This is a genomic window from Synechococcus sp. RC10A2, assembly GCF_047502605.1.
This window is the reverse complement of the sequence record NZ_JANSHP010000086.1, coordinates 1-24,384: the sequence shown is the minus strand read 5'-3', so window position 1 is coordinate 24,384 and position 24,384 is coordinate 1. Positions and strand designations below refer to the sequence as shown.

Sequence of the window (24,384 nt, the reverse complement as noted above, 5' to 3'; positions counted from 1 at the left end):
TCTTGGACTACCGCTCAGCAGGGGTTGACATTGAACTCGGACGCGCTTTTGTCAAGGGGATCCGGGAGCGCGTTGAAGGCTCTCAAGCTCAGTCTTCAGGTTCTTCAGGAACCTTGGGCGGCATCGGCGGCTTTGCCGGCTTGTTGGAGCTACCGGCGGGCTACCGGGCCCCGGTTCTAGTTGCCGGCACTGATGGAGTGGGCACCAAGCTGGAGATCGCCCAGCAGTGGGGGCAGCACCGCGGCGTGGGCATCGACCTGGTGGCCATGTGTGTCAACGATGTGCTGACGGTGGGGGCCAGGCCGCTGTTTTTCCTGGACTACATTGCCACCGGCAAGCTGGAGCCGGAAGCGCTTTGGCAGGTGATCGACGGCATCTTGGAGGGCTGCCAGGAGGCCGGCTGCCAACTCCTGGGGGGGGAGACGGCAGAGATGCCGGGGTTTTACCCGCCCGGCAAGTACGACCTGGCGGGTTTTTGCGTCGGGATCGTCGAGAGGGCAGACGTTCTCGACAGCTCGCGGGTGCAGCTTGGGGATCGGTTGTGGGCCTTGCCCAGCAGCGGGTTGCACAGCAACGGCTTTAGCCTGGTGCGGCGCATTGTGGCCGAGCGGGGCTGGCCTTGGGATCACCAACCCCCTGGCTGGGATCGGCCTTTGGCGGAGGTCTTTCTCACTCCCACCCGCATCTATGTCCAGGCAGTGCAGCGGCTGCAGGCAGCAGGGATCCCCCTCCACGGCATGGCCCACATCACCGGCGGCGGCATCCCAGAAAACTTGCCCCGCTGTTTGGCTCCGGAGCAGGCGGCGCGGCTAGAGCCCCACAGTTGGCCCATCCCACCGGAGTTTCTCTGGCTGCAGGAGCAAGGCCAAGTGGAGACCTTGGAGATGTTCAACACCTTCAACCTGGGGGTAGGCTATGTGCTGGTGATCCCTCCTGAGGCGGAAAATCGGCTGAGATCCCTGCTCCCCGAAGCCTTTCCCATTGGCGAGGTGGTGCCGGCCCGCCCAGGGGAGAGCCGGGTCTTGGGGCTGGAGGAGTGGGGATCCTTGGTACCTTGAGTCCCCACCAAAGGGGGGAAGGAGCTGGCTGTGTTTGCGGATCCCTGCCGCTGCTGTGCTAAGTTTGCTGATGGCCTCGGCGCTGCTGCCTCTGTTGCTCTCAACCTCCGCCTATTTCACAAGAGAAGGGCTGCGCGCTTTCCCATCTCCGGACTTGGGCTGTTGGCCAACTCCCGCTGACCCTCTAGGTTAGGAGCCGCCGATGACAGGTTTATCCACTGCTCCTGCAACCAAGGCTGCCATCGAAGTGGAACATCTGAGCAAAACCTACGGCAGCTTTACGGCCATCCGCGACATCTCTTTCCAGGTCAACGCCGGCGAGATCATGGGGTTTCTGGGGCCCAACGGCGCCGGCAAAACCACTTCTATGCGCATTTTGGCTGGCTATTTGCCTGCCAGCGAGGGGACGGCGCGGGTGGCCGGGTTCGATGTGCATGAAAACCCTATGGCGGTGCGGCAGCGCATCGGCTACCTGCCAGAAAACCCGCCCCTCTACCCGGACATGACGGTGGAGAGCTACCTGGACTTTGTCGCCCAGATCAAACGGGTCAGCGCCGGGGATCGGCCGCGACGGGTGGACGAGGTGATCCGCCGCTGCAGCCTGGAAGACAAGCGCCACACCTTGATCCGCAAGCTCTCCAAGGGGTACAAGCAGCGGGTGGGCCTGGCCCAGGCCCTGGTGCACGACCCGCCGGTGATCATCCTGGACGAGCCCACGATTGGGCTGGATCCCAAGCAAATTATCGAGGTGCGCAACCTCATCAAGAGCCTGGCAGGAGAGCACACCATCATCCTCTCCACCCACATCCTGCCGGAGGTGAGCATGACCTGCGACCGGGTGGTGATCATCAACCGCGGCCAGGTGGCGGCCATTGGCACGCCCGCCGAGCTGACGGCCCAGCTTCAGGATCGGCAGCAGGCGAAGCTGGTGGTGGGCGCTCCTGAGGAAACGGCCATCCGAGCGGCCCTGCAGAACCTGCCCCAGGTGGAGGTGGTGAGCTTGCAGGCCCTGGGATCCGATCCCCCTCGCTGGCAGGTGCACCTGAAGAGCCATGTTTCTGCAGAAGGCTGGATCCCGGAGGTGGCCAGGGCCCTGGTACAGGCGGGGATCGACCTCTACGAGATCGGCCGTCCCCAGGCTTCTTTGGAGGAGATTTTCCTGCAGCTCACTACCCAAGAGGGATCCGAAGGCGCGTTGGAGGAAGCGGCATGAACGGCGTGGTTGCCATTTTTCGCAAAGAGCTGCGCGGCTACTTCACCTCCCCCATTGCCTACGTGGTGGCGGCGGTGTTCTGGGGACTGGCGGGGTTTTTCTTCGTCAACATCTTGGTGCGGGTGATCAACTTCTCGCAGCAGGTGGATCTCTTTGCCCAGTTTGGCCAAGAGAACCCTTTTGATGCCGCCACCATCCTGTCGCAGCAGTTTCTCAATCTGCTGGGCACGCTTTCCTTATTTTTATTGCCCATCTTTACCATGAGCTCCTACGCCGAGGAGCGGCGGCGGGGCACCATGGAGCTCTTAGCCACTTCCCCCATCACCAACCTAGAGGTGGCCCTGGGCAAGTGGCTGGCGGTCTGGGTGTTTTTCATCACGCTGCTGCTGCCGCCGCTGGTCTACCACGTGCTGGTGCTGAGTAGCGCCAACCCAGCAGTGGACTACCGCCTGACCCTGATGGGCTATGTGGGGCTTGCTCTGCTGGCCGGCAGCGTCATGGCCCTGGGGTTGTTCATCTCTTCCCTGACCGACAGCACCCTTATTGCGGCGGTGGCTACCTTTGGGCTGATCCTGCTGCTCTGGGTCATCGACGCGGCAGCCGGCCAGGAGAGCAACTGGATTGCCGCCACTCTGAGGCATGTCTCGCTGCTGCAGCAGTACAGCAACTGGGTGCAAGGGATCCTCAGCAGCAGCAGTGTTGTCCTTTTCCTCAGCATCATCGTGCTGGGGCTGTTTGCCACGGTGCAATCGGTGGAAAGCCTGCGCTGGCAGCAGAGCTAGGGTTGCGTTGGGAGGAGTGCGGTGATGAAAGCTTGGCAGGCATTGGCAGATTGGACGGGGATCGTCGGCCTTGGCGTCGTGGCCATCGGCCTGCTGGTGGGAGCTGCCCTCACCGGCTGGACGGCGGTGCCCCTGAGCCTGATGGCCACGGGCTTGGCCCTGGTGGTGGTTTGGGGCCTCACCCACCGGAAGGAAGTGAGCCTGTTCCTGGGCCTGCGCTCCACCCAGACCAACGCCAACATCCTGGTGGCGGCGGCGGCGATGGCCGTGATCTTGGTGTTGCTCAACGTCGTGGCGGTGCGCTACGACCTGCGCCTGGATCTCACGGAAGAGGGGCTGTTTACCCTCTCCCCCCAGACGCGGCAATTGGTGCAAGGGCTGGCCCAGCCAATGAAAGTCTGGGTGGTCACCACCGCCCCCGATCCCAACCTGCGGGAACAGCTGGAGCGCTACCGCCGCCTCAACCCCGAGCGCTTCCAGTTTGAGTTTGTGGATCCCAACCGCGATCCCCTCACTGTCCAGCGGCTGCAGGTTACCCAAAATAACACCCTGGTGGTCGAATCGGGCAATAACCGCCAACAACTGCCCCAGCCGCCCGCCCCTGAGCTGGAGAGTAAGCTCACCCCTGTGCTGGCCAAGGTGGTTAACCGCGGCGAAGTGGTGGCCTATTTTGTACAGGGGCATGGGGAGGTGAGCCTGGAAGCTCGCGAGGGCACCCCAACCCTGGCCCAGGCGGTGGCAGCCCTCGGCCAGGAGGGCTACCGGGTGGAGCCGCTGAACCTGGTGCAGTCGCAGATCCCAGAGGAGGCGGATGTGTTGGTCTTGGCAGGGCCGCAGCGGGCTCTCTTCCCCGGCGAGGTGGAGAAGCTGCAGGACTACCTGGCCAAAGGGGGGCGGCTGCTGCTCTTGATTGGGCCACGGGTGGATGCCGGCCTGGATCCCTTGCTGGAGGAGTGGGGCGTGGTTTTGGGGGATGACTTCATCATTGAGGTGAGCAGCGTCAGCCAGCTTTTGGGCACGGGGCCGGCGGTGGCCCTGGTTACCACCTACGGGGATCACCCCATCACCGCTCCCCTGGCAGAACAGCGGCTGATGACCCTCTTCCCCCTGGCCCGTTCTGTAGACACTGAGGTCCGCGAAGGGATCCAGGCCACGCCTCTGCTGCGCACCAGCCCGCAGAGCTGGGGAGAGACCAGCCCCAACCTAGAGGCCGGCCCGCTGCAATTTGACCCGGATCAAGACAAGCCCGGCCCCCTGACCCTGGGCGTAGCCCTGACCCGCCAGGTGAAAGGCGATCAGAAGACCTCAGAATCCCAGGAGGGGCCGACCGAGGCTCGGCTGGTGGTGATCGGCAACGTCAACTTTGCCCTCGACGGCAACCTGAGGCAGCAGGGGAACCGCGATCTCTTCCTCAACACCCTCAACTGGCTCACTGAGCGAACCGAACAGATCTCCATTCGCCCCAAATCCATCACCGACCGCCGTCTTGCCGTGACCGGCCAGAACTTCCGCTGGCTGGTGCTGGGATCGACGGTGCTCCTGCCGCTGGTGGCGTTGGGATCGGGGGCCGTGCTCTGGTGGCAAAGACGATAGGGCCAAGGAGGACGAGCATGTTCAAGCGCAGCACCTGGATTCTCTTGGGCTTGGCAGTGGCTGCTCTGCTGGGGTATTTCCTCTTTGACAACTTCCAGCAACTGCGCCAGCAGCAGCAAGCGGAGCGGGCGCGGCTTTTCCACTTTGCCCCCGACACCATTGCCCGCATCGAGATTCGCCAGCAGCAAGAGGGGGAACCGGAGGAAATCCTTTTGGAGCGCACTCCTGAGGCAGAAGAGGGATCCCGTTGGCGCATTATCCGTCCCATCCAGTCGGCGGCGCTGGACTTCCCGGTGGAGCAGTTGCTCAACAGCTTCTCCCGCCTCACGCCTCAAATCACGCTGGAAGGGGCTGAGGATTTGGCGGCCTTCGGCCTAGATAAGCCGCGCCACCAGATCGCCCTCTTCCCCCAAGAGGGGGATCCCTACCGCCTGGACATTGGCAACGACAACTTCGACGGCTCCGGCTTCTACGCCAGGCCAGAAGGGGGAGAGGTGGTGCTCTTGGCCAGCACCCAGAAGGGATCCCTCTTGCCTTCTCTGCTGGCTTTGCGGGACAAAACTCTGCTGCGCTTTGACACAGCGGCGGTGAAGTCTCTGCAGGTGCAGTTGGCCGAGGCAGAGCCAGAGGTCGTTCGCTTGGAGCGACAAGAAAATACGTGGCAGATCGTCGAGCCCCGCGAGCTGCCTGCCGATGACCTGAACGTCGACCGTCTGCTCAATACGTTGTCTCGCCTGCAAGCGGTGGAGTTTCCGGCTGAAACCAAAGCGGAGCTGGCTCCTTATGGTCTGGAGAAGCCTTCTGCCCAGCTAACCGTTGAGCTCAAGGATGGCAAGACCCTGACTGTGGCCTTGGGAGCGGAAAAAGAGGGCCAGGTGTACGTCATCACCTCCGAGCACCCGGCGGTGGCCACCCTCCTCACCAGCACCGCCGACATTCTCCGCTCCGACTTCGAGGAGCTGCGGGATCACCGCATCGCCCGTCTCAACCCCAACCAGGTGGGCCCAGTTACCCTGGAATCCCAAGGGGAGCGGGTTACCCTCAATCCTCTGCCCCAGGAGAAGGGATCCCTGGATCTGCGCTGGGAAAATCCGGAGCAACCGGGCCAGCCGGTCAACCTCAGCTCCCTCTTCTCCAGCCTCAATGCCGCCCGCGCCAAGGAGTTCCTGCCGGAGACGGATCCAGACGCCCAAAAAGCCTTGGCCGAGCCAGATCTGAAGCTGACCTTTGAGGCCAAGGGCGAGGACGGTCGGGATCCCTTGAGGTTGAGCTTGACGTCTGCCGGCCTGCGTGCCTATGTACAAAGCAGCTATCAGCCGGATATTGCCGTCATCGACCTCAGCACCTTCAACAGCGTGGAAACCGAAGTGAACCGCTTGCTGGAGGGCAAAGCGGAGGAGACAAGGGACCAACGGGGAGGGTCTTCCTCAGGCTCCTAGCGGTGGCCGGCGGGCTTTTCTTAGCTGGCAGAGGCGGTGGTTGTCTCTTCTTTGGCTGAGGCTGCTTTTTTCAGAGCCTCGCCCTGGATCGTCAACACCGAGCAGGGGGCCCGGTGGAGCACGTAGTTGCTGACGCTGCCCAAAAACAGCTCGCTCAGGCCGGAGTGGCCGCGGCGGCCCACCACAATCAAGTCCGCCTTCCAAGAGCGGGCCAAGTCGCAGATGACCCGACCGGGGTTGCCGTAGTTGAGGCGGTACTCGGCGCGAACTCCCTGCTCAGCGGCTTTCTCCACCAGCGAGCGCAGGTAGTCCATCTGGTTTTGCTCGAAGATGGCACACTGCTCCCGATAAGACTGCCACAGCTCAGCGCTGATGGTGGAGCTGTAATCCACCCCCAAGATCATGGGCGGCTCTGGGGCACCGGGCTCTTCCTGGGACAAAACATGGAGGATCATCATCTCGGCCTGCATGGCCTTGGCCAGTTGGACGGCCTTTTGAAACACTCCCTGGCTCAGCTCCGACCGATCCACCGCCACCAAAATCCTGCTGAACATACCGACTTCCTCCAAATGGCTAACAGATGGGCAAAAGACAAGGCTTGACTTCGGTTTCGACTCCAAGTTCCTTTTTTCTTTGCCCTCATCTATCTGTGTTGTAAAAGAACTGGGCGAGAAAACCGCGGGCATCTCGGATGACCTGTCGGATTGGCAATGAAAGTTCAGAGATCTTGACACAGGTCAGAACTCATCCTCCTGGGCTGTCCACTCTAACACCGCCTGCGCAGCAGTTCCAGCGTCAGGGTGGGGATCCGCCGTTCCTGCCCCGCCCAGGTGCCCAAAGAGCCAGGGGTGGGATAGCCGATGTCGTCGGTTACCGGCAGGCCGTTGCGAGCAGCCATCACCTGAGCCAGCTCAAGGGCAGGGCCATTGTAGTTCACGTAGGGATCGTTCTGGCAGGAGTGGGTAGAAAGGACAAATCGGGGTCGAATCTGGGCCAAACTCGCCAACAACGCTTGTGTCTCCGGCTCGGAGCCTGGGGCCGCTCCCGGCGGATAGCGAGCTTCCAAAGAAGCCGCGATCCAATCTTGCGTGGGCAGATTGCGGTTGAGATCCACGCCGTTGGCGTTGAGCCGTTGCCCTAGGGCACAGCCATCCGGGTTCAGGCATGGGATCGCCCAAAGCGCAGCCCTGCCCTCCAAGGATCTCCATTTCCCAGAAGCCACATAGCGCTCGATCAGGGCATAGCCTTCCACCTCATCGCCATGTACGCCGCCGACCAGCAGCAAGGGGCGGATCCCCTGGGTGAGCTGCCAAAGGTAAATGGGACGCCCCTGCACCGAGTGGCCGATCACTTGCAGAGATGCCAAGGGCTCACCGGCGCCCAGTCTTGGCAACATAGGGGATCCCAGCAAAACTTGCACCGCTAGAACGGAATATCGTCCGGCTCCGCTGGGGAAGCCCCCCCTCCTTCAGAGGAGTCCACAGTTGCAGACTCACCCATCCCCGTCAGAGAGAGAACCCGCGCCGATCCCAGTTGGTGGACGCGACGCGCGGTGATCTCGGCCAACTTTTCCTTACGCCCATCCCGCTCCACCACATTCATGTGCAGTTGGCCCTCCACCGTGATCTGATCCCCCACGCGGCAGGTGTCCACCACCCGCTGGGCCAGCTCTCCAAAAAAGGCAACCCGCACTTGGTACGGTGGCTCCTCTGGGCGCAAGCTGGGAAAGCGCAGCACCAGTGAGGTAACGGCCAGGTTGTCGGGAGTGTAGCGCAGCTCCGGCTCGCTGGCCACTTCCCCCATCAAGACAATCGAGTTCATGACAGAGCCACTGTAAAGTCTATTGGGGCGTTAAAAGAAGGCAGCTCAACTACCTTTACCATGCCTCCAGACCCGGATCCCGTCAACCTAGTTCACGCGCAGAGTCATGTAGCGCAGGATGCTCTCGTTGATGCGCAGATTTTTCTCCCAGGTGGCCACTGTCCTTGGCTCGGCCTCGTAGTTGAACTGGATGTAGAGGCCTTCCTTGAACTTCTTCATCTCAAACCCGGCAAAGCGGCGCTTGCCTCTGTTGGTAATTTCCAGGCCAGTTGCCCCGTTTTCTCGTAGGAGCGATTCCTGCTCGGTGAGGAGTTGTTGCAAGGGTTCGTCCGAGAGGTCGGGGCGCACGATCAGCATTGTCTCATAGGCGCGGGGCATGGAAGCCAGTTCTCCTTGGGAATCCAAATCAAAAGGTGCAGTAGGCTATCCTAGCTTCTCTTTGCGACAATCGAAAAGGGCCACAGCTCAATTCTCCACCCCTCTGCAGCGACAAAAGCAAGCCTCTTCACAAGAGGGGATCCGTTGTCCGATACAATAGGGGATACTTCGATAGCTGCCGGTTGGCTTAGCCAAGACACTCTCAGTCGATCGATATCTAGGGTTCCAAGCATGAGCGCAGATGAAGTTTACAGCCGTGTTCGCAAGATCGTGTCCGATCAACTAGGCGTAGAGGACGACAAAGTAACCCTGGAAGCTAATTTCCAGAACGACCTAGGAGCCGACAGCCTCGATACGGTGGAGCTGGTCATGGCCTTCGAGGAGGAGTTCGATCTGGAAATCCCCGATGAAGATGCGGAGGGCATTGCCACTGTGCAGGATGCCGTCAACTACATCCTCTCTAAGAAAGCTGCCTAGCCTGGGAGAGGGCAATTCTGCCGGCTTGCCTTCCTTCTAACCGGAGGGTACCGCGTCGAAACTGCTCATGGTTGTCGTGGATCCTGCCGCCGCTCCTATGTCCATCCCATCCAACTTCCATCGCCGTGTTGTCATCACGGGGCTAGGGGCGATAACCCCCCTTGGCAATTCTCCTGGCGAGTTCTGGCAGGGCTTGCTGGCAGGGCGCTCTGGCATTGGGCCAATTACCCACTTCGACGCCTCCCGCCACGAGTGCCGCATTGCTGGGGAGGTGAAGGGGTTTGATCCCCTCGACTACCTAGATCGCAAGGATGTCAAGCGCACTGACCGCTTTGTCCACCTGGCGTTGGCTGCCACTCAGCAGGCCCTAGAGGATGCCCAATTTCGGATTACCCATCTCAATGCTGAGCAGGTGGGGGTGGTGCTGGGCAGCGGCATCGGCGGCATCCGGGTCTTGGAAGAGCAGCAGACCATTTATCTCCAGAAAGGGCCAGATCGCTGCAGCCCCTTTATGGTGCCGATGATGATTGCAAATATGGCAGCAGGCCACGTGGCCATTCACTTTGGCGCCAAGGGGCCCAATTTCTGTACGGTAACAGCCTGTGCTTCCGGCTCCAACGCCATTGGTGATGCCTTCCGGCTCCTGCAGCGGGGAGAGGTACAGGCTGTGATTGCGGGGGGTACGGAGGCAGCCGTAACCCCTCTGTCGGTGGCCGGGTTTAGCGCCATGAAAGCTCTTTCCACCCGCAACCACGCCCCGGAGCAGGCCTGCCGGCCCTTTGACCGGGATCGGGATGGCTTTGTCATGGGGGAAGGGGCAGGGATCCTGCTGCTGGAGGAGCTGGAGCATGCTCGCGCCCGCGGCGCCAAGATCTATGCCGAGATCGTCGGCTACGGCCTCACCTGCGACGCCCACCACATCACCAACCCCGCCCCCGCTGGCGAAGGTGCCGCCCGTGCGATGCGGCTAGCCCTTAAAGATGCCGGGATCCAGCCTGACCAGGTGCAGCACATCAACGCCCATGCCACCGGCACGCCTGTGGGGGATGTTGCCGAGGTGCAGGCCATCAGGGCAGTTTTTGGTGAGCATGCCCCTCGCCTAGCCATCAGCGCCACCAAGTCCATGACGGGCCATTTGTTGGGGGGAGCAGGCGGCGTTGCCACCGTGGCGACGGCCCTGGCCATCCACCACGGCTGGGTTCCCCCTACCCTCAACCTGGACAACCTCGACCCCGAGTGCGAGGGGCTGGACTTTGTCCCCCACAGGGCACGGCAGATGGCCGTTGACGTGGCCCTGGTCAATGCCTTCGGGTTTGGGGGGCATAACGTGACCCTGGCCCTGCGCCGCTACTCTTCCAACTAAGGGATCCTGCCCATGTCCACTTCTGAAGGCTCCGCCCCCTCTGTTCGCCAGCAGGCCCTGGCCGCCTTGACGGCGGAGCTGACGCAGCAGGGCCATCCCCCTGAATACGCCCAGCACATGGCGGCGGCAGTGATTTTTCAGGCCGATCTGGATCTCTGCGCCGCCCAGTTGGCGCGGCTGCTGAGTTGGCTAAAGCAAAACCATCCGCAGCTCTATCCAGAGGCAGTGCAACTGGTGGATGCCACCCGCGAGGAGTTTGAGCGGCGAGTTCAAAGGGGGTAGTGGCGGGGATCCCAGCGTTAGGATAGGGAGAGTACCCCTCATTCCTGATTTTGCCGATGGCGCCAAAAAGCGAGGTCGAGGGAGTCCCTGTAATGGCCCCTGCAGAGGCGCCGCACCCTGGGGAAGAAACCCAGCCAGCCAAGCCCGCTGTGGAGGATAGGCCCTCAGAATTGGCTGGGAACGGATCCCTGCTGCTCCAAGTAGGGGGGATGAGTTGTGCTGGCTGCGTCCGGACCGTTGAGCAGCTGCTCCTAAGCCAGCCTGGAGTGGTCAAGGCCAGGGTTAACTTGGTTACCGAGTCGGCCCTTGTGGAATTTGCCCCCGGGATCCAGCCTGACCCAGAACAGCTGGCCCGGATCTTGACAGAGGCGGGGTTTCCCAGCACTTTTCCCCAAAATCAGGCCCCCTTGGTAGCGGGCGAAAAGGCCCTGGACGCGCCCGCGGATCCCCTGGCCCGGCAGCGGCGGCAAACCCAAGACCAAATTCGCCAGGCCCTCGCCGCCGCTTTTTTGCTGCTGGTCTCTGCCGCTGGCCACCTGGATCTGTTCACCCGTTTGGGCTTGCCCGTTCTCAACGACGTCTGGCTGCACTGGGGGTTGGCGACGTTGACTTTTCTTGGCCCAGCTCGGGGCATTGTCCTGGACGGCTGGCGGGCGGCGCGGCGGCTGGCCCCCAACATGAACACGCTAGTTACCCTGGGATCCGGATCCGCCTACCTGGCCAGTCTGGTGGGGTTGCTGGCCCCGCAGGTGGGCTGGGAGTGCTTCTTTGAAGAGCCGGTGATGCTGCTCAGCTTCATCCTGCTGGGGCGGGCCCTGGAACAGCAGAGCCGTCTGCGGGCGGCCAGCAGTTTGCAATCGCTGCTCAGCCTGCGCCCCAGCGTTGCTTGGCGAGTCCGACCCTCTCAACGGTCAGGATCCCCAGCCGAAGACCTGAGCAAAGGCGAGCTGGCGGCAGAGCAGTGCCCCGTGGAACAGGTGCAGGTGGGAGACTGGCTGCAGGTGCGGGCTGGCGAGCAGATCCCGGTGGATGGGGAAGTAATTGCCGGCCAGGCCACGGTGGACGAGGGCATGCTCACCGGGGAATCCCTACCCGTGCTCAAACAGCCAGGGGATCCGGTCGTGGCCGGGACGGTCAACCAATCGGGGCTGCTGCTGTGCCAAGCTACGCGCACCGGCAAAGACACCACCCTGGCCCAGATCATCCGCTTGGTGGAAGAAGCCCAGGCCCGCAAGGCCCCCATCCAGGGCCTGGCCGACCGGGTGGCCGGCTACTTCACCTACGGGGTGGTGGTGCTGGCCCTTCTCACCTTCGCCTTCTGGTACTGGGTTGGGATCCCCTTGTGGGGCAGCGAGCTCCTGAGGGGGGTCGGCCTTCACTCCCCTCTGCACCTGGCGGATCACCCGCCCCACCCCACCCCTCTGCTCCTCAGCCTTAAGCTGGCCATCTCGGTGCTGGTGGTGGCCTGCCCCTGTGCCCTCGGATTGGCGACGCCGACGGCCATTCTGGTGGGCACCGGCCTGGGCGCGGAGCGGGGGCTGCTCATCCGCGGCGGCGATGTCCTGGAGAAAACCCACCGCCTGCAAACGGTTGTCTTCGACAAAACCGGCACCCTCACCCAGGGGGATCCGCACCTAACAGATTGCCTGGCCCTCGACCCCTCTCTGGATCCGGCTCGGCTGCTGCAACTGGCGGCCACGGTGGAAAGCGGCACCCGCCATCCCCTGGCCCAGGCCATTTTGGGGGCCCTCCGCGAGCGAGGACTACCCCTGCTCTCTGCCGACGAGTTTTACACTCAGCCAGGCCTGGGGGCCTCGGCGCGGGTGGAAGGGCAAGAGGTCATCTTGGCCTCCTTAGAGGGGCTGGCCGCCCTAGGGATCCCGATTTCCCCGCAAGCGCAGGCCCAAGCCCAGGCGCTGCTACAAGCTGGCAAAACGGTGGTGGGGGTGGCCGTGGCGGGATCCCTGGTGGGGCTGTTGGCGGCCCAGGATCCCTTGCGGCCTGATGCCCAGGCAACGCTGCAACAGCTCCAGAAAATGGGCCTACAGGTGGTCTTACTGACTGGGGATCGGGCCGAGGTGGCTCACCAGGTGGCCCAAGCTTTGCAGGTGCCAGGGATCCGCGTCATCGCCGAGGTGCAGCCAGCCGACAAGGCTCAAGTCATCCGAGATCTGCAGGCCCAGGGCCAGAGAGTTGCCATGGTGGGCGATGGCATCAACGATGCACCGGCTTTAGCCCAGGCCGATGTGGGCATTGCCCTGCACTCTGCTACTGCTGCCGCTCTGGAGACTGCCGATATCATCCTCATGCGCAACCGCCTCTGGGACGTAGTGGAAGCCATCCGTCTCAGCCGCGCCACCTTTCACAAGATCCAGCAAAACCTCCTCTGCGCTATTGGCTACAACCTGCTGGGGATCCCGCTGGCAGCAGGGGTGCTCCTGCCCGCCTTTGGCATTGGCCTGAGCCCGGCAATGGCTGGGGGTCTCATGGCCTTGAGCTCCCTCAGTGTAACCCTCAATTCGATTCTCTTGAGGAGAACATTTGTGCCCCGTGAATTTTCGAGTAGCTACAGCTAAAAAGTGTTAGAGGCTGCGAACAACCGGACATTGATTGTTAAATATTTGTTAATCTTCCGAGTTTTTACCGAGCTTCTGACATAGCAACTGCTGCATACAAGTTAGGAAAATTTAGCAAGTTCGACTAACTCTGACTAAAAAATGTATCAGATTTAATCTTTTGCAACCTAGGCTTATGATTAAGTCCAGACTAGCCCATGAGGGCACTCTTTGGTTTTTTGCCTAACAGAGCAAGATCCGTGAAAATACTGGAGAAACTGATCCTAGAGGGGCAAGGGGAGTAAAAGTATGGCAATGCTAGGGGATCTTCAGGAATTCTCCCTGAGCGACCTATTGCATTTGATGGAGAAGGGTAAGAAATCGGGGCAATTGTCTGTCTGGGCGCCCAATGGTATCTACCGCATCTGGCTTTATCAAGGCCGGGTGATTGCCGCTTTGCCCCCTGAAGAAAAGCATCGCTTGGAAAACCTGCTGACTGGCTCTAGGCTAGTGGACAGCCAGGTGATTAGCCAGTTGGTTGCCAGGGGTCTGGAGGAACCTCTGGGGCGTTGCCTACAGCAGCAAGGGTTGATCTCCCCTGTAGATTTGGTCAAGCTCTTTCGCCATCAACTGCAAGTGGGGCTCTACTGCCTCTTTGCCTTGGAAGCGGGCCAGTTCAGCTTCTTACCCAACGTACCGTTGCCCTATCAAGAGATGACTGGCTTAAGCAAGGAGGCTTCGGCCGTAGTTTTGGAAGGGCTGCAGCAGCTGAAGCAGGATCAACGTCGGGAAGAAAACTTGCCTCAGCCGGACAGCTACTTCTGGCGCACCAGCCTTGAGCTTCCTCTATACAAGCTTTCGCCGCTGGAGTGGTCGATCTTGGAGCAGGTCTCTCCTTCCCGCAAGCTAGCTGATCTAGCGCGGGCATTGGGGGCTGATTTGTTGGAGGTGCGCTATGCCTGCGCGCGCTTAGCTAAGCTTGGACTCATCGCTCCCTGTGAAGGCCCAATAGCTATGCCTCAGCCTTCTCTGGTGGGCACTTCTAAGGCTTCGGGAGCAAATAACCTTGGAGAGACAAGGGAGCCGGCTAAGCCCTCCTTGGTCAGCCGCCTCTCCATGCTTCTTAGGAGCATTCGCGAGAAATAGCTGGTCGAGTCAACGACTCGGGATTCAGTGTAACTGCTGCCAGGTCGGGTAGCGGGAAAGTCAGCCTTTTCCGCGACTGCATAGTTGTCCGGGGAAAATATTTGGTCGAGAATAGGATGTGTTGCGGGGATCCCTAAAACACTACGCGAGGGAGGCTGGCCATGGCCATAGTCGGAGACCTCCGGGAATTTTCTCTGCCTGACTTGTTGCAGCTAGTTGAAAGGGGCAGCAAAACAGGTCAACTTTCCGTCTGGGCCCCAAACGGCATCTACAAAATCTGGTTTTACCAAGGTCGGGTGATTGCAGCTCTGCCCCCCGAAGAGGAACATCGCTTGGAGGGTTTGCTGGCCCGCTCCGGCCTGGTTAGCGAGCGGGTGGTGGAAAAGCTGGCCTCTTTCTGTGGCCCGGAAGAGCCGCTGGGGCGGTGTCTGCAGCGGCAGGGGTTAATTTCGCCTGTGGCTTTGGCCAAGCTCTTTCGCCACCAACTGCAGGTAGGTCTCTACAGCTTGTTTGCCCTGGAAGCGGGCCAGTTCAGCTTCTTGCCTAGTGTGCGCCTGCCCTATCGCGAGATGACCGGCCTGAGCAAGGGTGCCAGTGCCGTGGTTTTGGAAGCGCTGCAGCAGCTCAAGCTGGACCAGCGTCCTGAAGAAAGTCTGCCGCAGCCGGACAGCTACTTCTGGCGCACCAGCAGCGAGCTGCCCTTGTACAGGCTTTCGCCTTTGGAGTGGGGAGTCTTGGAGGGAGTTTCCCCCTCTCGCAACCTGGCTGAGTTGGCCCGGGCGTTGGGGGCAGATCTTCTGGAAGTGCGCTATGCCTGCGCCCGCCTGGCCAAGCTGGGGCTCATCAGCCCCTGTGATGGCCCAACGGCCATTGTTCCCTCTTTGCTGGTTTCGGACAAGTTGACGGCGGTGGCAGAAAGCTTGGAAGCTGCGAAGGAAAAGCCGAGCACCAAACTACCCTCTTTCTCACAGGGAAGCGACCGGGTTAAGCCCTCCCTCGTCTCGCGGCTGGCTACTTTGCTGAGGGGGGTTCGGGATAAGTGAGAGATTTTTGAGCGAGGAGATCTTCTGGCAGATCTTTGCAGTACTATTTCTACAGCAGATAGAAGTATCAGCAAATAGATACGAGAAAAAATGACAAAAAGTCTTGAAAGCAGGGAGAGAAAGGATGGCTAATTTATCCTCTTTGCAAGCAATTCTCCAGAATTACGTTTCCAGCACGCCGGAAGTTCAAGGAGCAGCAGTGGTCACGCCAGATGGCTTGCCTCTGGCCTCTGCATTGCCAGCAGGCATGGACGAAGAAAGGGCATCGGCCATGTCGGCGGCTATGCTTTCTCTGGGGGAACGAATTGGGAAAGAGCTGAGCCGCGGAGCCATAGAGAGAATTTTTGTGCAGGGAGAAAAAGGGTACGGCGTTTTAACCAGTTGCGGACCTGACGCCGTTTTGCTGACGCTAGCCAGCCATGAAGTTAAGCAAGGCTTGCTCTTTTTGGAAATGAAGCGAGTGGCCGCAAGCATTGCAGAAGCGATGAAGTAGGCAAGCTAAGCAGGGAAGCTGGGTTTTGATTTTCGCTTGATTTTGAGGGAACTATGACTATCAAACCTTTGGAGCTGCTACAAGTCTTGATCTCGCGCACCGAATTTACAGACGAAGACAGGAAGATTTTGCAGCAAAGTGCCGACTGGGGCAGCAGCATCGCCACAGAAATGTCGGATGCCTTTTACGGCTATTTGGATCGCGATGCTGAGATGGCAGCTGTTATTGCTAAGCACAACCGGCAACGGCTGGGCCAGACTTTTACGGACTGGTTTAAGGAAATGTTTACAGGCATGGACAACTGGGGCCCCCAGTACGCCGAGCGCCGCTGGAAAATTGGCCTAGTTCATGTGCGCGTTGGCATTGGCCCTCAACACGTGGTGCCGGCCATGGCCACGGTTGTGCAGGAGGTGAGCCGCCGGCTGGTCAAAGAGGGCAAGCCCGAGCAACTGCGGATGAGCCTGAGCAAGGTCTGCATGATCGATCTCTCCTTTATCGAGCAAGCCTATCTGGAGGTGGCTTACAACGCTGTGCAGCAGGAAACGGGCATGAGCGAGGCGTTGTTTAAGCGTCTTATTGCCACCGGCGCCAGCAACTTAGCTTCTTAATTCGGCAAGGGCTCTAGGGGCAGATTTAGGCTAGGGGTTTAGGGCAGGGGCTGACTATGGACAACATTCTCCGCATCGTCGTAACCGGGCCGGTGGGGGCTGGAAAGTCCACTTTTATCCGCACCATTAGTGAGATCGAAGTGGTCGATACAGATCGCAAGGCCACCGATGAGGTGGCAGAGCTGAAGCAGAGCACAACGGTCAGCATGGACTTTGGCCGCCTGAGGATCGGAGAAGAGGAAGAAGAGATGTGGCTGCATCTCTACGGCACCCCCGGCCAGGCCCGCTTCAGCTTTATGTGGGATATTTTGATCCGGCGCGCCCATGGGTACATCCTTTTGGTGCCCGCCCACCTGCCCGGTCAGTTTCGCAACGCTCAGGCTATTCAAGCTTTCATGAAGGCGAGGACAGATGTTCCCTCGGTTATTGGGATCACCCATGTCGATCACCCCAATGCCTGGGATCCAGAAGACATTTTGCTGATCTTGAACAACCAATCGATTCCCCACACGACCCTAAATGCCCAAGAGCCGGCCTCTGTGGCCAATACTCTGCTCCTATTGGTTGAGCAACTGATGCCCCAGGTGGTTGTCTGAGAGGGGGTAGCTGAGACGGCTCGACCTGCTCCGATTTCTCTTAGATGCTGACTCCGCAGCAGAAGATGCTAAGAAATGTTAAGCTAAGGAGGACTGGGATCAGGTAAGCTTCATGGAGTCTCTTTACGCTGGCGGCGAGTTTTCCCGTAGCTTTGTCAACCCCCCTATCTACTCGGCCATTGCCCTGCTCAGCTTCTTCGCGGTTATTTTCGGCATCATCTTTAAAGACAAGTTGGAGTACCAGGTAGCTCTTTGGCAGCAGAACCGAGAGAGCCAGGGGCAGATTCGCTACCGCACGCCGGGGGTGATCCTCACCTATACTCTCTGCTGTGTGTTTACCTTCGGCTTTGTGGCTGCCTGTTTGAACGTGTTTGGCCTATCTTTGGGCTTGGCTGCTCTGGTGGGCGGGATCCTTGTCTTCAGCACAGCAGGATTGATCTGGTGGCGGCTGGGATCCCTGATGGAGCTGTTGGCGGTGGGGGGATCCCAAGCGGTTGACATCGACTCCTACGGGGCAGGAGCTGTTTTAGATCCTGAGGCAGCGACGCCCACGGAAGGAAAATAGGGTACTGATGCAGAACTTTTGGCAGGCCGTCGCTCAGCACCTTTCTGAAATCACAGGGGATCCCTTGCGTCCTCTACACTACCGTCCTGTGGGCGGGGGCAGCATCAACGCTGCCTACCGGCTCTCCTGTGTGCTCCAAGCTTTTTCTGCCCAGGAAACTAGGGACTACTTTGTTAAAGTGGCACGGGGAGGAGAGGGAGCGCTGGAGATGTTTGCGGCGGAAGCGGCAGGCCTGCAAACTTTGGCGGCAGCCAAGGCTGTGCGGGTGCCGCAGCCGATGGCCTGGGGATCCGTCGGTGGGCAAGCCTACCTGGTGTTGGAATATCTGGAGCTGACCTCGCCCCGCCCCCAAACGGGGAGTCTGCTGGGATCCCAGTTGGCCCAGTTACACCGCACGCTCTCCCCCAACGGCCACTACGGCTGGGATCGCAACAACACCATCGGCTCGACGCCGCAGATCAACAGTTGGCGACAGAACTGGCTGGACTTCTACCGGGAACAGCGACTGCTCTACCAGGTCAAGCTGGCTTGTCAGCGGGGTTACCGCGGCGCGTGGGTGGCGCAAGCCGAGCGGGTAATGGCGGAGCTAGAGACTTTCTTTCTGGACTACCGACCCGTCCCGTCTCTGCTGCACGGGGATCTCTGGGGCGGCAACTACGGCGCCTTGCCCGACGGCTCGCCGGTGATTTTTGACCCAGCCACCTACTACGGGGATCGGGAGACGGATCTGGCGATGACTGAGCTTTTTGGCGGCTTCCCGGCGGAGTTCTACCGGGCCTATCAAGAGGCCTATCCCCTGGACGAGGGGTATCCTCACCGCAAGCCCCTCTACCAGCTCTACCACTGGCTCAACCATCTCAACTTGTTTGGAGAGGGTTACCTGGGCTCAGTGCAGCGGGCCTTGCAGCAATGCTTACGCTTTCTTGCATAGTCTTGTTCTACTCCCTCGCCTACGCTTAGTTACTGGGATAGCCAGCCGGCAGCTAGCGGCTCTTCTCTGGCGTCGCTTCCCCGGCCATGACCACAGCCCCCATATCTCCCAGCAGGCGAGACTGGTTGCGCAATACCCCCAACAGGTTCAGCCGGTTGGCCCGCAGCCTGGGATCCGGATCCATGACCAAAACCGCCTCGAAAAAACGATCCACTGCGGGGGCTGCTGCCTGCAGGCCCTCCACCAGTGGGGTAAAGTCTCCTTGGAGGGCTGGCTCCACCCCCAGGCGGTAAACCCTCTGGCAAGCCTCGTACAGCTCCCGTTCTGCCGCCTCCTGCAACAGGTCGGCATCCACAGCCGCTGCCGGATCCAGCACGGCGCTGTCCAAGTCTCCCTGGGCGGCCAGGCGGGCACAGCGATTGAGGGTGGGGTAGAGATCCGCCAATTCCCCGGTGGCTCGCAGGTGTTGCAGGTACTCAGCCCGCAGCAGGGTGAGGGGCAGGTTGGCTAAGGCTCGCCGAGGGAGGTCGGACTTTGCTGGCTCCCCCTCTTGCAGCGCTTCTGGATCCCCAACCACTGCCCTGACCAGGTCGTAATCAATCCGCTTTTCCTCCTGCAGAAGGATTTGCAGCCGCTGCAGCAAAAACTCCTGCAAAGCCTTCAAGGTCTTCTCGTCGCCTGCCGCGTAGTCCTGCACCACCCTCTGCAACAGGGAGTTGAAGTCAAAGGTCCAGCCGGCATCCCAGGCAATCAACACCAGGCTGTTGGCGGCCCGCCGCAGGGCAAAGCGATCCGAAGAACCAGTAGGGATCTGCCCCAAGCGAAACATGCCCACCAGGGTATCGAGGCGATCCGCCCAGCCCACCACCCGTCCGGTTAAAGAGGCGGGCAAGGCCTCCCCTGCCCCCAGGGGCCAGTAGTGTTGTTCGATCCCCTCTGCCACGGCTTCAGGCTCGCCGTCCTGGCGGGCGTACTCGGCGCCCATGATCCCCTGCAGCTCCGGGAACTCGTACACCATTTGGGTCACCAGATCCGCCTTGCACAGGTAAGCGGTGCGATCCACCAGCGCCTGCTCCTGGGGATCCAAGTTCAGGGCAGCGGCAATGAGGCGGCTGATGTGGCGGATGCGCTCCACCTTGTCCCGCATGGATCCCAGCCCTTCGGCAAAAGTAACCGCCTGCAGGCGTTCCACCCGCTGCGCCAAGGGGATCCGCCGATCCTCTTCGTAGAAAAAGCGGGCATCGGCCAGGCGTGCCCGCACCACACGGCTGTTGCCTGCCCCGATCCGCTCCGATTGCCGGGGGTCGCCGTTGGAGATGGTGATGAAATAGGGCAGCAGTTTCTGGGGATCCCGGCCATCCCGCACTGGGAAGTAGCGCTGGTGGGTGATCATCACCGTCTCGATCACCGCCACGGGCAATCGCAAAAACTCCGGCTCAAAGCGCCCCAGAACCGCCGTCGGCCACTCCACCAACTGCACCACCTCCCGCAGCAGAGAGGAAGGGATCTGCGCTTGCCCGTTCACCTGCCTGGCCAGCTTGGCCACCTCCGCCTGGATGTGCGCTGCCCGCGCCGCCGGATCGGGGCTGACCCCGGCCGCTTGCATTTGCTGAACATAGCTCTCGGCCCGCTCCAGGACAACCTGCTGGGATCCCAGGACGCGGTGCCCCCGACTCACCCGCCCCGCCACCAGGCCCGGCAAAGGATTTCCCTCGGAGGTAGGCCAGAGCAAAGGCAACACCTGATCCTCCCAAAGGGAAACCAGCCAGCGGATGGGACGGGGAAACTTCAGGTCTCCATAGCCCCAGCGCATCAGCCGTTCGCCGCTCAAGCTGGTGATCCAGGTGGGCGCCAATTCCTGGAGCACCGCCGCCGTCGGTCGGCCCCGCACCCGCTGCACGGCAAAGACAAAGGATCCCTTGCCCACTTGCCGGATTTCCAGGCTGCCGGGATCCACCCCTTGTTTTTGGGCAAATTTTTCCCCGGCAGGGGTGAGCTGGCCATCTTGGTAGGCGACCTGAACCGGCGGCCCCTTCACCTCCAAAGTGCGATCCGGCTGCTGGGTGGGCAACCCCTGCAACAGAACCGCCAGGCGGCGTGGCGTGCCGAAAAGCTGCATCTGCTCGGCCTGCAGATGGGCTTCTGCCAAAGAGGCCGGGATCCCCGTCCTCCACTGCTCTAGGGCCGAATCCACAAAACTAGCTGGCAGCTCCTCACAGCCAACTTCCAGCAAATAGGCAACCATAGGCTCCGCCCGGCGCTAGCGACGTCTTTCCTCGGCGAGGGTGGGTGTTGATCGCGATTTCTCAGTCTAGCAGGGGAAGCGGGCTGCCGTTTGAGCCAGTCTCACTAGCCCTAGTACCAAGTGGAGTCTCCTGCCGCCAGAACACTCTCCTGCAAACGCGGCGGGTGGGCAGCAGGCAGATGCACCACGATCATGGGGAGGTCGGGACGATGGCGGGCGATGATCTCCGGCTCGCGGCTTAGGCGAAAGCGGCTGCGGGCTTCGCTGAGCACTCCCACCAACATATCCCCCGGCTGCAGGGCTTTGAGCACCTCGGCCACCAACCCCCCCTGCACCCGCTGTACCGGCAGATGGGCATAGCTTGCCGCCCCCGGGCCCGGAGAGCGCTCCCGCAGCGGTCGGGTTTGCACTAAGAGAAGCTGCAGCGCCGCTTTCAACTCCCCAGCCAGCGTCTGCGCCAGCCCAATCGTCTGCTGCAGGGATCCGGAAGACACTTCCAACTCGGGGGCTGCCAAGAGGATGCGCTGTGTCGTCTCGATCGGGACGGGAAACCGTGTAATCAACACCGGGATCCCCACCTGGCGCACCACCGCATCGATGACGCTGCCGAAGAAATTCTCCGCATAGGTGGAGTAGCCCTTCCAGCCCAGGATCACCAAGGTCGCCTGCCGTTCTGCTGCCGAGCGAACGATCCCTTTTTCCACCGAGTCATCCACCCGGCGAATGGCTTCCACTCGGGCCACGGCGCTGTGGGCCAGAGCTTCGGCAAAGGTCAACAATTGCTCTTGCCGGGCCAAAGCTGCCGGCGAGATCCCGGCGCGGTCAGACAAGACGTGCAGCGGCAGCAGCGTCCCCCCTTCTTTTTTGACCAAAATCAACGCCAACCGCAGCAGGTTGCTTTCGGTATCGGGGTTGGCCACCGGCACCAAGACGCGGGATCCCCAGGCCGGTTTGGGCAAGTCGCCGGCTTCTGCCGCCACCTCCGCAGGCTGGAGTTGCTCGCCCCAGCGGGCCACGATCCAAGGCGAGGCAATGCAGGTAACCAGGATCATGGCGATGGTGCCGTTCACCGTCAGCTCATCCACCAACTCCACGTTAAAGGCCACCGTGATCGCCGCCAAAGTAGCCGCTGCCTGCGCTACCGACAGGCCGAACATGACCATGGCGCTGGCCAAGCGCCAGCCGAACAGTTGGGCCGGGATCCAAGCGGCCAGAAACTTGCTCACCACCTCCGCTGCGATCATCACTCCGCCCACCAGCAGCGTGCGCGGCTCCCCCAAGAGAATGCCGGGATTGATCAGCATCCCCACCGAGATCAAGAAAAACGGCACAAACAACGTGTTGCCGATAAACTGAATGCGGTTCATGAGGGGGCTGAGCTGGGGGATGATGGGGGTGATGGCCGTCCCGGCCAAAAAGGCGCCCACCACCGGCTCAATGCCGATCAACCCCGCTCCGTAGGCCACCACGAACAAGGTGGCAATCACAAAGGTAAACTCTGCCCCCTCGTCGTGGCCAAAGCGCCGGAAAAACCAACCGCCCAGCTTGGGCACCCCCCAGAGGGTGGCCAAGGTGTAGAGGGCAATCGAGGGGATCAGCGTCAGCCAAAATTGCAGCGTCAGCTCGCCTTGGTGGGCGCGCACCACCACCGCCAGCACCAACAACGCCAAGACATTGGTAATTAGCGTCGCCCCCAAGGTGGCCGTCACCGTCTGCAAGCGCATCAGGCCCAACTTGGAGACGATCGGCAGGGCGATGAGGGTATGGGAGGCAAAACACGAGGCCACCAGCACCGCCGCCAAAAAGCCATACCCCAAAGCCAGCATGGCCGCCGTGCCGATCACCATTGGCAACAGAAAGGTGAGCGCCCCAAAGATGCTGGCCTTCCAGGCATTTAGCTTCAGATCCTCCAGGCTGGTCTCCAGCCCGGCCATGAACATGAGAAACAGCAGCCCCACGGTGCCCAATAAGACGATGGTCTCGTCCCGCTGCAGGATGCCCAAGCCGTAGGGCCCCACCACCAAGCCGGCCAAGATCAGGCCGATGATCCCCGGCAGGCGCAGCCGCTCAAACAGCAGCGGCGCCACCAGCATGATCGTCAGGATGATCAGGAACACCAGCACCGGGTTTTTCACCGGGCCGAGCGTGGCCAGAGGGATCCCTGAGATTTGCAGCCAGCTAGCTCGCATAAATACCCGACAGACACCAACGCAGAGACTCGGCAAAGCGCCCGCCTGAGTCTATCAGATTCATCTCCAGATAGCTCCCCATCGCTCGCAGCCTTCGTCCAGTCTTCAATCTCCGACAGGACGTTTAACAAGCATTCAAAATACATCAAAAACACGCTGGGAATGAAGACAGCCTGGCGGTGGCGCCCGCAAAGAGGCGAGAGAAACTTTCGAGAGACACCCATTAAAATCGGAGGGTACATGCTCTTGGGCCGCTTATGAACCAGCTTGCTCCTGGAAAAGTGATCGGTCAGCGCTATCAACTGGTTCAGAGCATTGCGGCAGGGGGCATGGGGCAGGTGTTCAAGGCTGTGGATACCCGCCTGTTCAATCGCCCGGTGGCGGTGAAGCTGTTGCACCAGAACTTGGCAGGCGATGAAAACACCCGTCGTCACTTGCTCAAGCGCTTTCAGCAGGAAATTCGCATCAGCACGCTGCTGGGGGAGCACCCGGCCATTGTCAAGGTGCTGGATTACGGCCTGGAGAACAACCAACCCTATCTGGTGATGGAATACCTGACGGGGCGCAGCTTGGGAGAACTGCTGCTCAAGCAGCCGCTGCTGCCGCCGCAACAGGTGGTGAAGATCGCCCGCCAGGTGTGTGCTGGCCTCTACTACGCCCACAACTTGGAGACCGAGCAAGATGGCCACCTCATCAAGGGGGTGATCCATCGCGACATCAAGCCCAGCAATCTCTTTGTCTTGAAAGATGAGACCCTGGGGGAGACGGTCAAGATCCTGGATTTCGGCATTGCCAAGCTGCTCAGCGATGTTTCCCTGGCCCTCGGCACCCAAACCACCGGCTTTTTGGGCACAGTGCGCTACGCCTCTCCCGAACAGGTGCGCGGCGAGGAACTGGATCCCCGCTCCGATATCTACTCGTTCGGCGTGGTGCTCTACCGCATGCTGACCGGTCAACACCCCCTAAAACCGAAGACCGATTCTTTTCCCGGTTGGTACGAGGCCCACAATTACCAACAGCCTCGGCCCTTCGACCGCTCCCAGTTGCCCCATGAGATCCCGCCGGCGCTGGAGGAAGTGGTGCTTGCTTGTCTGGCTAAAGATCCCGGCCAGCGGCCCCCGAATATGAAGCTCCTCAGCGACCAATTGGAGGGATCCCTGCAATCTGACAGCAGCGCCGGCTCTGCCCTCACCCCCCCTCCAACAACCTCGCCCTTTTCCGAGCGCACCCTGGCAGCCCTCGATGGTCAGGAAGGCGCCCATCGGCTCAGCGCCCAGCCGGAGCCCAAAGGTAGGCCGCTCCCCCTCTGGGGAGGGATAGCCCTTTTGGCCGCCATTGCCGGGAGCACTTTTTGGGGCCTGCGTCTGCTCTTGGATCCGGGCACAGGCATGGAGAGACCGCCTGCCGTTCCGCTGCCCCCTGCCACCGATGGGCAGCAAGCCATCCCGGAGCCGCTGCTGGACTGGCTGCTGCGGGATCCAGCGGGTGAGCCAGCGTTTGAAGATGATCCGGATCCGGCTCGGGACAACCCTCAAGACCCTCCTCAACCCGAACCCACGCCCACACCGGCAACCGCCCCAGCACCCCCGCCCACTTCGCCGCCCCCC

The 24,384-nt window shown here is 61.0% G+C and carries 23 protein-coding genes; 17 read left to right on the top strand and 6 right to left on the bottom strand.

Translation table 11 applies throughout. The annotated features are described in order from the left end of the window. Positions 1-2: 2 nt before the first annotated feature. The 5 genes from purM to NW848_RS11760 all read left to right on the top strand — a co-directional run bounded on the left by purM (position 3) and on the right by NW848_RS11760 (position 6,085). On the top strand, positions 3-1,058 hold the full coding sequence (gene purM / locus NW848_RS11780) for a phosphoribosylformylglycinamidine cyclo-ligase (RefSeq protein ID WP_011431653.1): 1,056 nt from the start codon (positions 3-5) through the stop codon (positions 1,056-1,058). A 202-nt stretch (positions 1,059-1,260) separates the two neighbouring features. Continuing rightward, positions 1,261-2,271, top strand: a complete 1,011-nt coding sequence (locus NW848_RS11775) for an ABC transporter ATP-binding protein (RefSeq protein WP_099812663.1) — start codon at positions 1,261-1,263, stop codon at positions 2,269-2,271. Continuing rightward, the gene (locus tag NW848_RS11770) at positions 2,268-3,053 is read left to right on the top strand and encodes an ABC transporter permease (RefSeq protein ID WP_011431651.1); all 786 of its coding nucleotides are present in this window, start codon (positions 2,268-2,270) and stop codon (positions 3,051-3,053) included. Before NW848_RS11775 ends, NW848_RS11770 begins: the two co-directional genes overlap by 4 nt. Positions 3,054-3,077: 24 nt before the next feature. Continuing rightward, complete coding sequence (locus tag NW848_RS11765) at positions 3,078-4,646, top strand: GldG family protein (protein ID WP_011431650.1); 1,569 nt, start codon at positions 3,078-3,080, stop codon at positions 4,644-4,646. A gap of 17 nt (positions 4,647-4,663) precedes the next feature. Then, positions 4,664-6,085: a DUF4340 domain-containing protein gene (locus NW848_RS11760; RefSeq protein ID WP_099884425.1), complete on the top strand. Its 1,422-nt coding sequence runs from the start codon at positions 4,664-4,666 to the stop codon at positions 6,083-6,085. Between the two features lie 20 nt (positions 6,086-6,105). Here NW848_RS11760 and NW848_RS11755 read toward each other — a convergent pair whose 3' ends face one another. The 4 genes from NW848_RS11755 to rpsF form a co-directional block, all read right to left on the bottom strand. Continuing rightward, complete coding sequence (locus tag NW848_RS11755) at positions 6,106-6,639, bottom strand: universal stress protein (protein ID WP_041438695.1); 534 nt, start codon at positions 6,637-6,639, stop codon at positions 6,106-6,108. A 212-nt stretch (positions 6,640-6,851) separates the two neighbouring features. Continuing rightward, entirely contained in the window at positions 6,852-7,451 is a 600-nt protein-coding gene (locus tag NW848_RS11750; RefSeq protein WP_414508527.1) for a M14 family zinc carboxypeptidase, read from the bottom strand. 56 nt (positions 7,452-7,507) lie between these two features. After that, positions 7,508-7,906: a single-stranded DNA-binding protein gene (locus NW848_RS11745; protein WP_099812668.1), complete on the bottom strand. Its 399-nt coding sequence runs from the start codon at positions 7,904-7,906 to the stop codon at positions 7,508-7,510. A gap of 87 nt (positions 7,907-7,993) precedes the next feature. Further along, positions 7,994-8,284: a 30S ribosomal protein S6 gene (gene rpsF, locus NW848_RS11740; RefSeq protein WP_011431645.1), complete on the bottom strand. Its 291-nt coding sequence runs from the start codon at positions 8,282-8,284 to the stop codon at positions 7,994-7,996. Between the two features lie 231 nt (positions 8,285-8,515). On the opposite strand from rpsF, the gene NW848_RS11735 reads away from it, so the two are divergent. From NW848_RS11735 to NW848_RS11685, 11 genes are all read left to right on the top strand, one after another. Beyond that, positions 8,516-8,761 carry an acyl carrier protein gene (locus tag NW848_RS11735; protein WP_011431644.1) on the top strand — a complete coding sequence of 82 codons (246 nt, stop codon included), beginning with the start codon at positions 8,516-8,518 and terminating at the stop codon, positions 8,759-8,761. Between the two features lie 67 nt (positions 8,762-8,828). After that, the gene (gene fabF, locus NW848_RS11730; protein WP_414511164.1) at positions 8,829-10,124 is read left to right on the top strand and encodes a beta-ketoacyl-ACP synthase II; all 1,296 of its coding nucleotides are present in this window, start codon (positions 8,829-8,831) and stop codon (positions 10,122-10,124) included. Between the two features lie 12 nt (positions 10,125-10,136). Then, the gene (locus NW848_RS11725) at positions 10,137-10,406 is read left to right on the top strand and encodes a hypothetical protein (RefSeq protein ID WP_099812671.1); all 270 of its coding nucleotides are present in this window, start codon (positions 10,137-10,139) and stop codon (positions 10,404-10,406) included. Between the two features lie 209 nt (positions 10,407-10,615). Beyond that, a complete protein-coding gene (locus tag NW848_RS11720) occupies positions 10,616-12,982 on the top strand; it encodes a heavy metal translocating P-type ATPase (RefSeq protein WP_414511163.1) in 2,367 nt (788 codons plus the stop codon). Positions 12,983-13,270: 288 nt separating this feature from the next. Then, complete coding sequence (locus tag NW848_RS11715; protein ID WP_414402418.1) at positions 13,271-14,107, top strand: DUF4388 domain-containing protein; 837 nt, start codon at positions 13,271-13,273, stop codon at positions 14,105-14,107. A 161-nt stretch (positions 14,108-14,268) separates the two neighbouring features. Beyond that, a complete protein-coding gene (locus NW848_RS11710) occupies positions 14,269-15,150 on the top strand; it encodes a DUF4388 domain-containing protein (protein ID WP_414508524.1) in 882 nt (293 codons plus the stop codon). Between the two features lie 124 nt (positions 15,151-15,274). Continuing rightward, complete coding sequence (locus NW848_RS11705) at positions 15,275-15,643, top strand: roadblock/LC7 domain-containing protein (RefSeq protein ID WP_011431637.1); 369 nt, start codon at positions 15,275-15,277, stop codon at positions 15,641-15,643. A 53-nt stretch (positions 15,644-15,696) separates the two neighbouring features. Further along, the gene (locus NW848_RS11700) at positions 15,697-16,251 is read left to right on the top strand and encodes a protoglobin domain-containing protein (RefSeq protein WP_011431636.1); all 555 of its coding nucleotides are present in this window, start codon (positions 15,697-15,699) and stop codon (positions 16,249-16,251) included. 56 nt (positions 16,252-16,307) lie between these two features. After that, positions 16,308-16,847, top strand: coding sequence for a GTP-binding protein (locus NW848_RS11695; RefSeq protein ID WP_011431635.1), 540 nt, complete (start codon positions 16,308-16,310; stop codon positions 16,845-16,847). A gap of 112 nt (positions 16,848-16,959) precedes the next feature. After that, a complete protein-coding gene (locus tag NW848_RS11690; RefSeq protein ID WP_011431634.1) occupies positions 16,960-17,412 on the top strand; it encodes a hypothetical protein in 453 nt (150 codons plus the stop codon). 7 nt (positions 17,413-17,419) lie between these two features. After that, the gene (locus NW848_RS11685; RefSeq protein ID WP_414508523.1) at positions 17,420-18,343 is read left to right on the top strand and encodes a fructosamine kinase family protein; all 924 of its coding nucleotides are present in this window, start codon (positions 17,420-17,422) and stop codon (positions 18,341-18,343) included. A 52-nt stretch (positions 18,344-18,395) separates the two neighbouring features. On the opposite strand, the gene glyS is transcribed toward NW848_RS11685, so the two are convergent. Both glyS and NW848_RS11675 read right to left on the bottom strand, forming a co-directional pair. After that, positions 18,396-20,588 (bottom strand): glycine--tRNA ligase subunit beta, encoded by a 2,193-nt coding sequence (gene glyS / locus NW848_RS11680; RefSeq protein WP_414508522.1) that lies wholly within the window; start codon positions 20,586-20,588, stop codon positions 18,396-18,398. A 110-nt stretch (positions 20,589-20,698) separates the two neighbouring features. After that, a complete protein-coding gene (locus NW848_RS11675; RefSeq protein WP_414511162.1) occupies positions 20,699-22,777 on the bottom strand; it encodes a cation:proton antiporter in 2,079 nt (692 codons plus the stop codon). A gap of 257 nt (positions 22,778-23,034) precedes the next feature. Here NW848_RS11675 and NW848_RS11670 point away from each other — a divergent pair. Next, on the top strand, positions 23,035-24,384 hold a 1,350-nt coding region (locus tag NW848_RS11670), incomplete at its 3' end, for a serine/threonine protein kinase (protein WP_414511161.1).

Bases quoted from the DNA above. Each gene is read 5' to 3' on its own strand.
- NW848_RS11775 (WP_099812663.1), top strand. From the start codon at position 1,261: ATGACAGGTTTATCCACTGCTCCTGCAACCAAGGCTGCCATCGAAGTG.
- NW848_RS11770 (WP_011431651.1), top strand. From the start codon at position 2,268: ATGAACGGCGTGGTTGCCATTTTTCGCAAAGAGCTGCGCGGCTACTTC.
- NW848_RS11765 (WP_011431650.1), top strand. From the start codon at position 3,078: ATGAAAGCTTGGCAGGCATTGGCAGATTGGACGGGGATCGTCGGCCTT.
- NW848_RS11760 (WP_099884425.1), top strand. From the start codon at position 4,664: ATGTTCAAGCGCAGCACCTGGATTCTCTTGGGCTTGGCAGTGGCTGCT.
- NW848_RS11755 (WP_041438695.1), bottom strand. From the start codon at position 6,639: ATGTTCAGCAGGATTTTGGTGGCGGTGGATCGGTCGGAGCTGAGCCAG.
- NW848_RS11745 (WP_099812668.1), bottom strand. From the start codon at position 7,906: ATGAACTCGATTGTCTTGATGGGGGAAGTGGCCAGCGAGCCGGAGCTG.
- rpsF (WP_011431645.1), bottom strand. From the start codon at position 8,284: ATGCCCCGCGCCTATGAGACAATGCTGATCGTGCGCCCCGACCTCTCG.
- NW848_RS11735 (WP_011431644.1), top strand. From the start codon at position 8,516: ATGAGCGCAGATGAAGTTTACAGCCGTGTTCGCAAGATCGTGTCCGAT.
- fabF (WP_414511164.1), top strand. From the start codon at position 8,829: ATGGTTGTCGTGGATCCTGCCGCCGCTCCTATGTCCATCCCATCCAAC.
- NW848_RS11725 (WP_099812671.1), top strand. From the start codon at position 10,137: ATGTCCACTTCTGAAGGCTCCGCCCCCTCTGTTCGCCAGCAGGCCCTG.
- NW848_RS11720 (WP_414511163.1), top strand. From the start codon at position 10,616: ATGAGTTGTGCTGGCTGCGTCCGGACCGTTGAGCAGCTGCTCCTAAGC.
- NW848_RS11715 (WP_414402418.1), top strand. From the start codon at position 13,271: ATGGCAATGCTAGGGGATCTTCAGGAATTCTCCCTGAGCGACCTATTG.
- NW848_RS11710 (WP_414508524.1), top strand. From the start codon at position 14,269: ATGGCCATAGTCGGAGACCTCCGGGAATTTTCTCTGCCTGACTTGTTG.
- NW848_RS11705 (WP_011431637.1), top strand. From the start codon at position 15,275: ATGGCTAATTTATCCTCTTTGCAAGCAATTCTCCAGAATTACGTTTCC.
- NW848_RS11700 (WP_011431636.1), top strand. From the start codon at position 15,697: ATGACTATCAAACCTTTGGAGCTGCTACAAGTCTTGATCTCGCGCACC.
- NW848_RS11695 (WP_011431635.1), top strand. From the start codon at position 16,308: ATGGACAACATTCTCCGCATCGTCGTAACCGGGCCGGTGGGGGCTGGA.
- NW848_RS11690 (WP_011431634.1), top strand. From the start codon at position 16,960: ATGGAGTCTCTTTACGCTGGCGGCGAGTTTTCCCGTAGCTTTGTCAAC.
- NW848_RS11685 (WP_414508523.1), top strand. From the start codon at position 17,420: ATGCAGAACTTTTGGCAGGCCGTCGCTCAGCACCTTTCTGAAATCACA.
- glyS (WP_414508522.1), bottom strand. From the start codon at position 20,588: ATGGTTGCCTATTTGCTGGAAGTTGGCTGTGAGGAGCTGCCAGCTAGT.
- NW848_RS11675 (WP_414511162.1), bottom strand. From the start codon at position 22,777: ATGCGAGCTAGCTGGCTGCAAATCTCAGGGATCCCTCTGGCCACGCTC.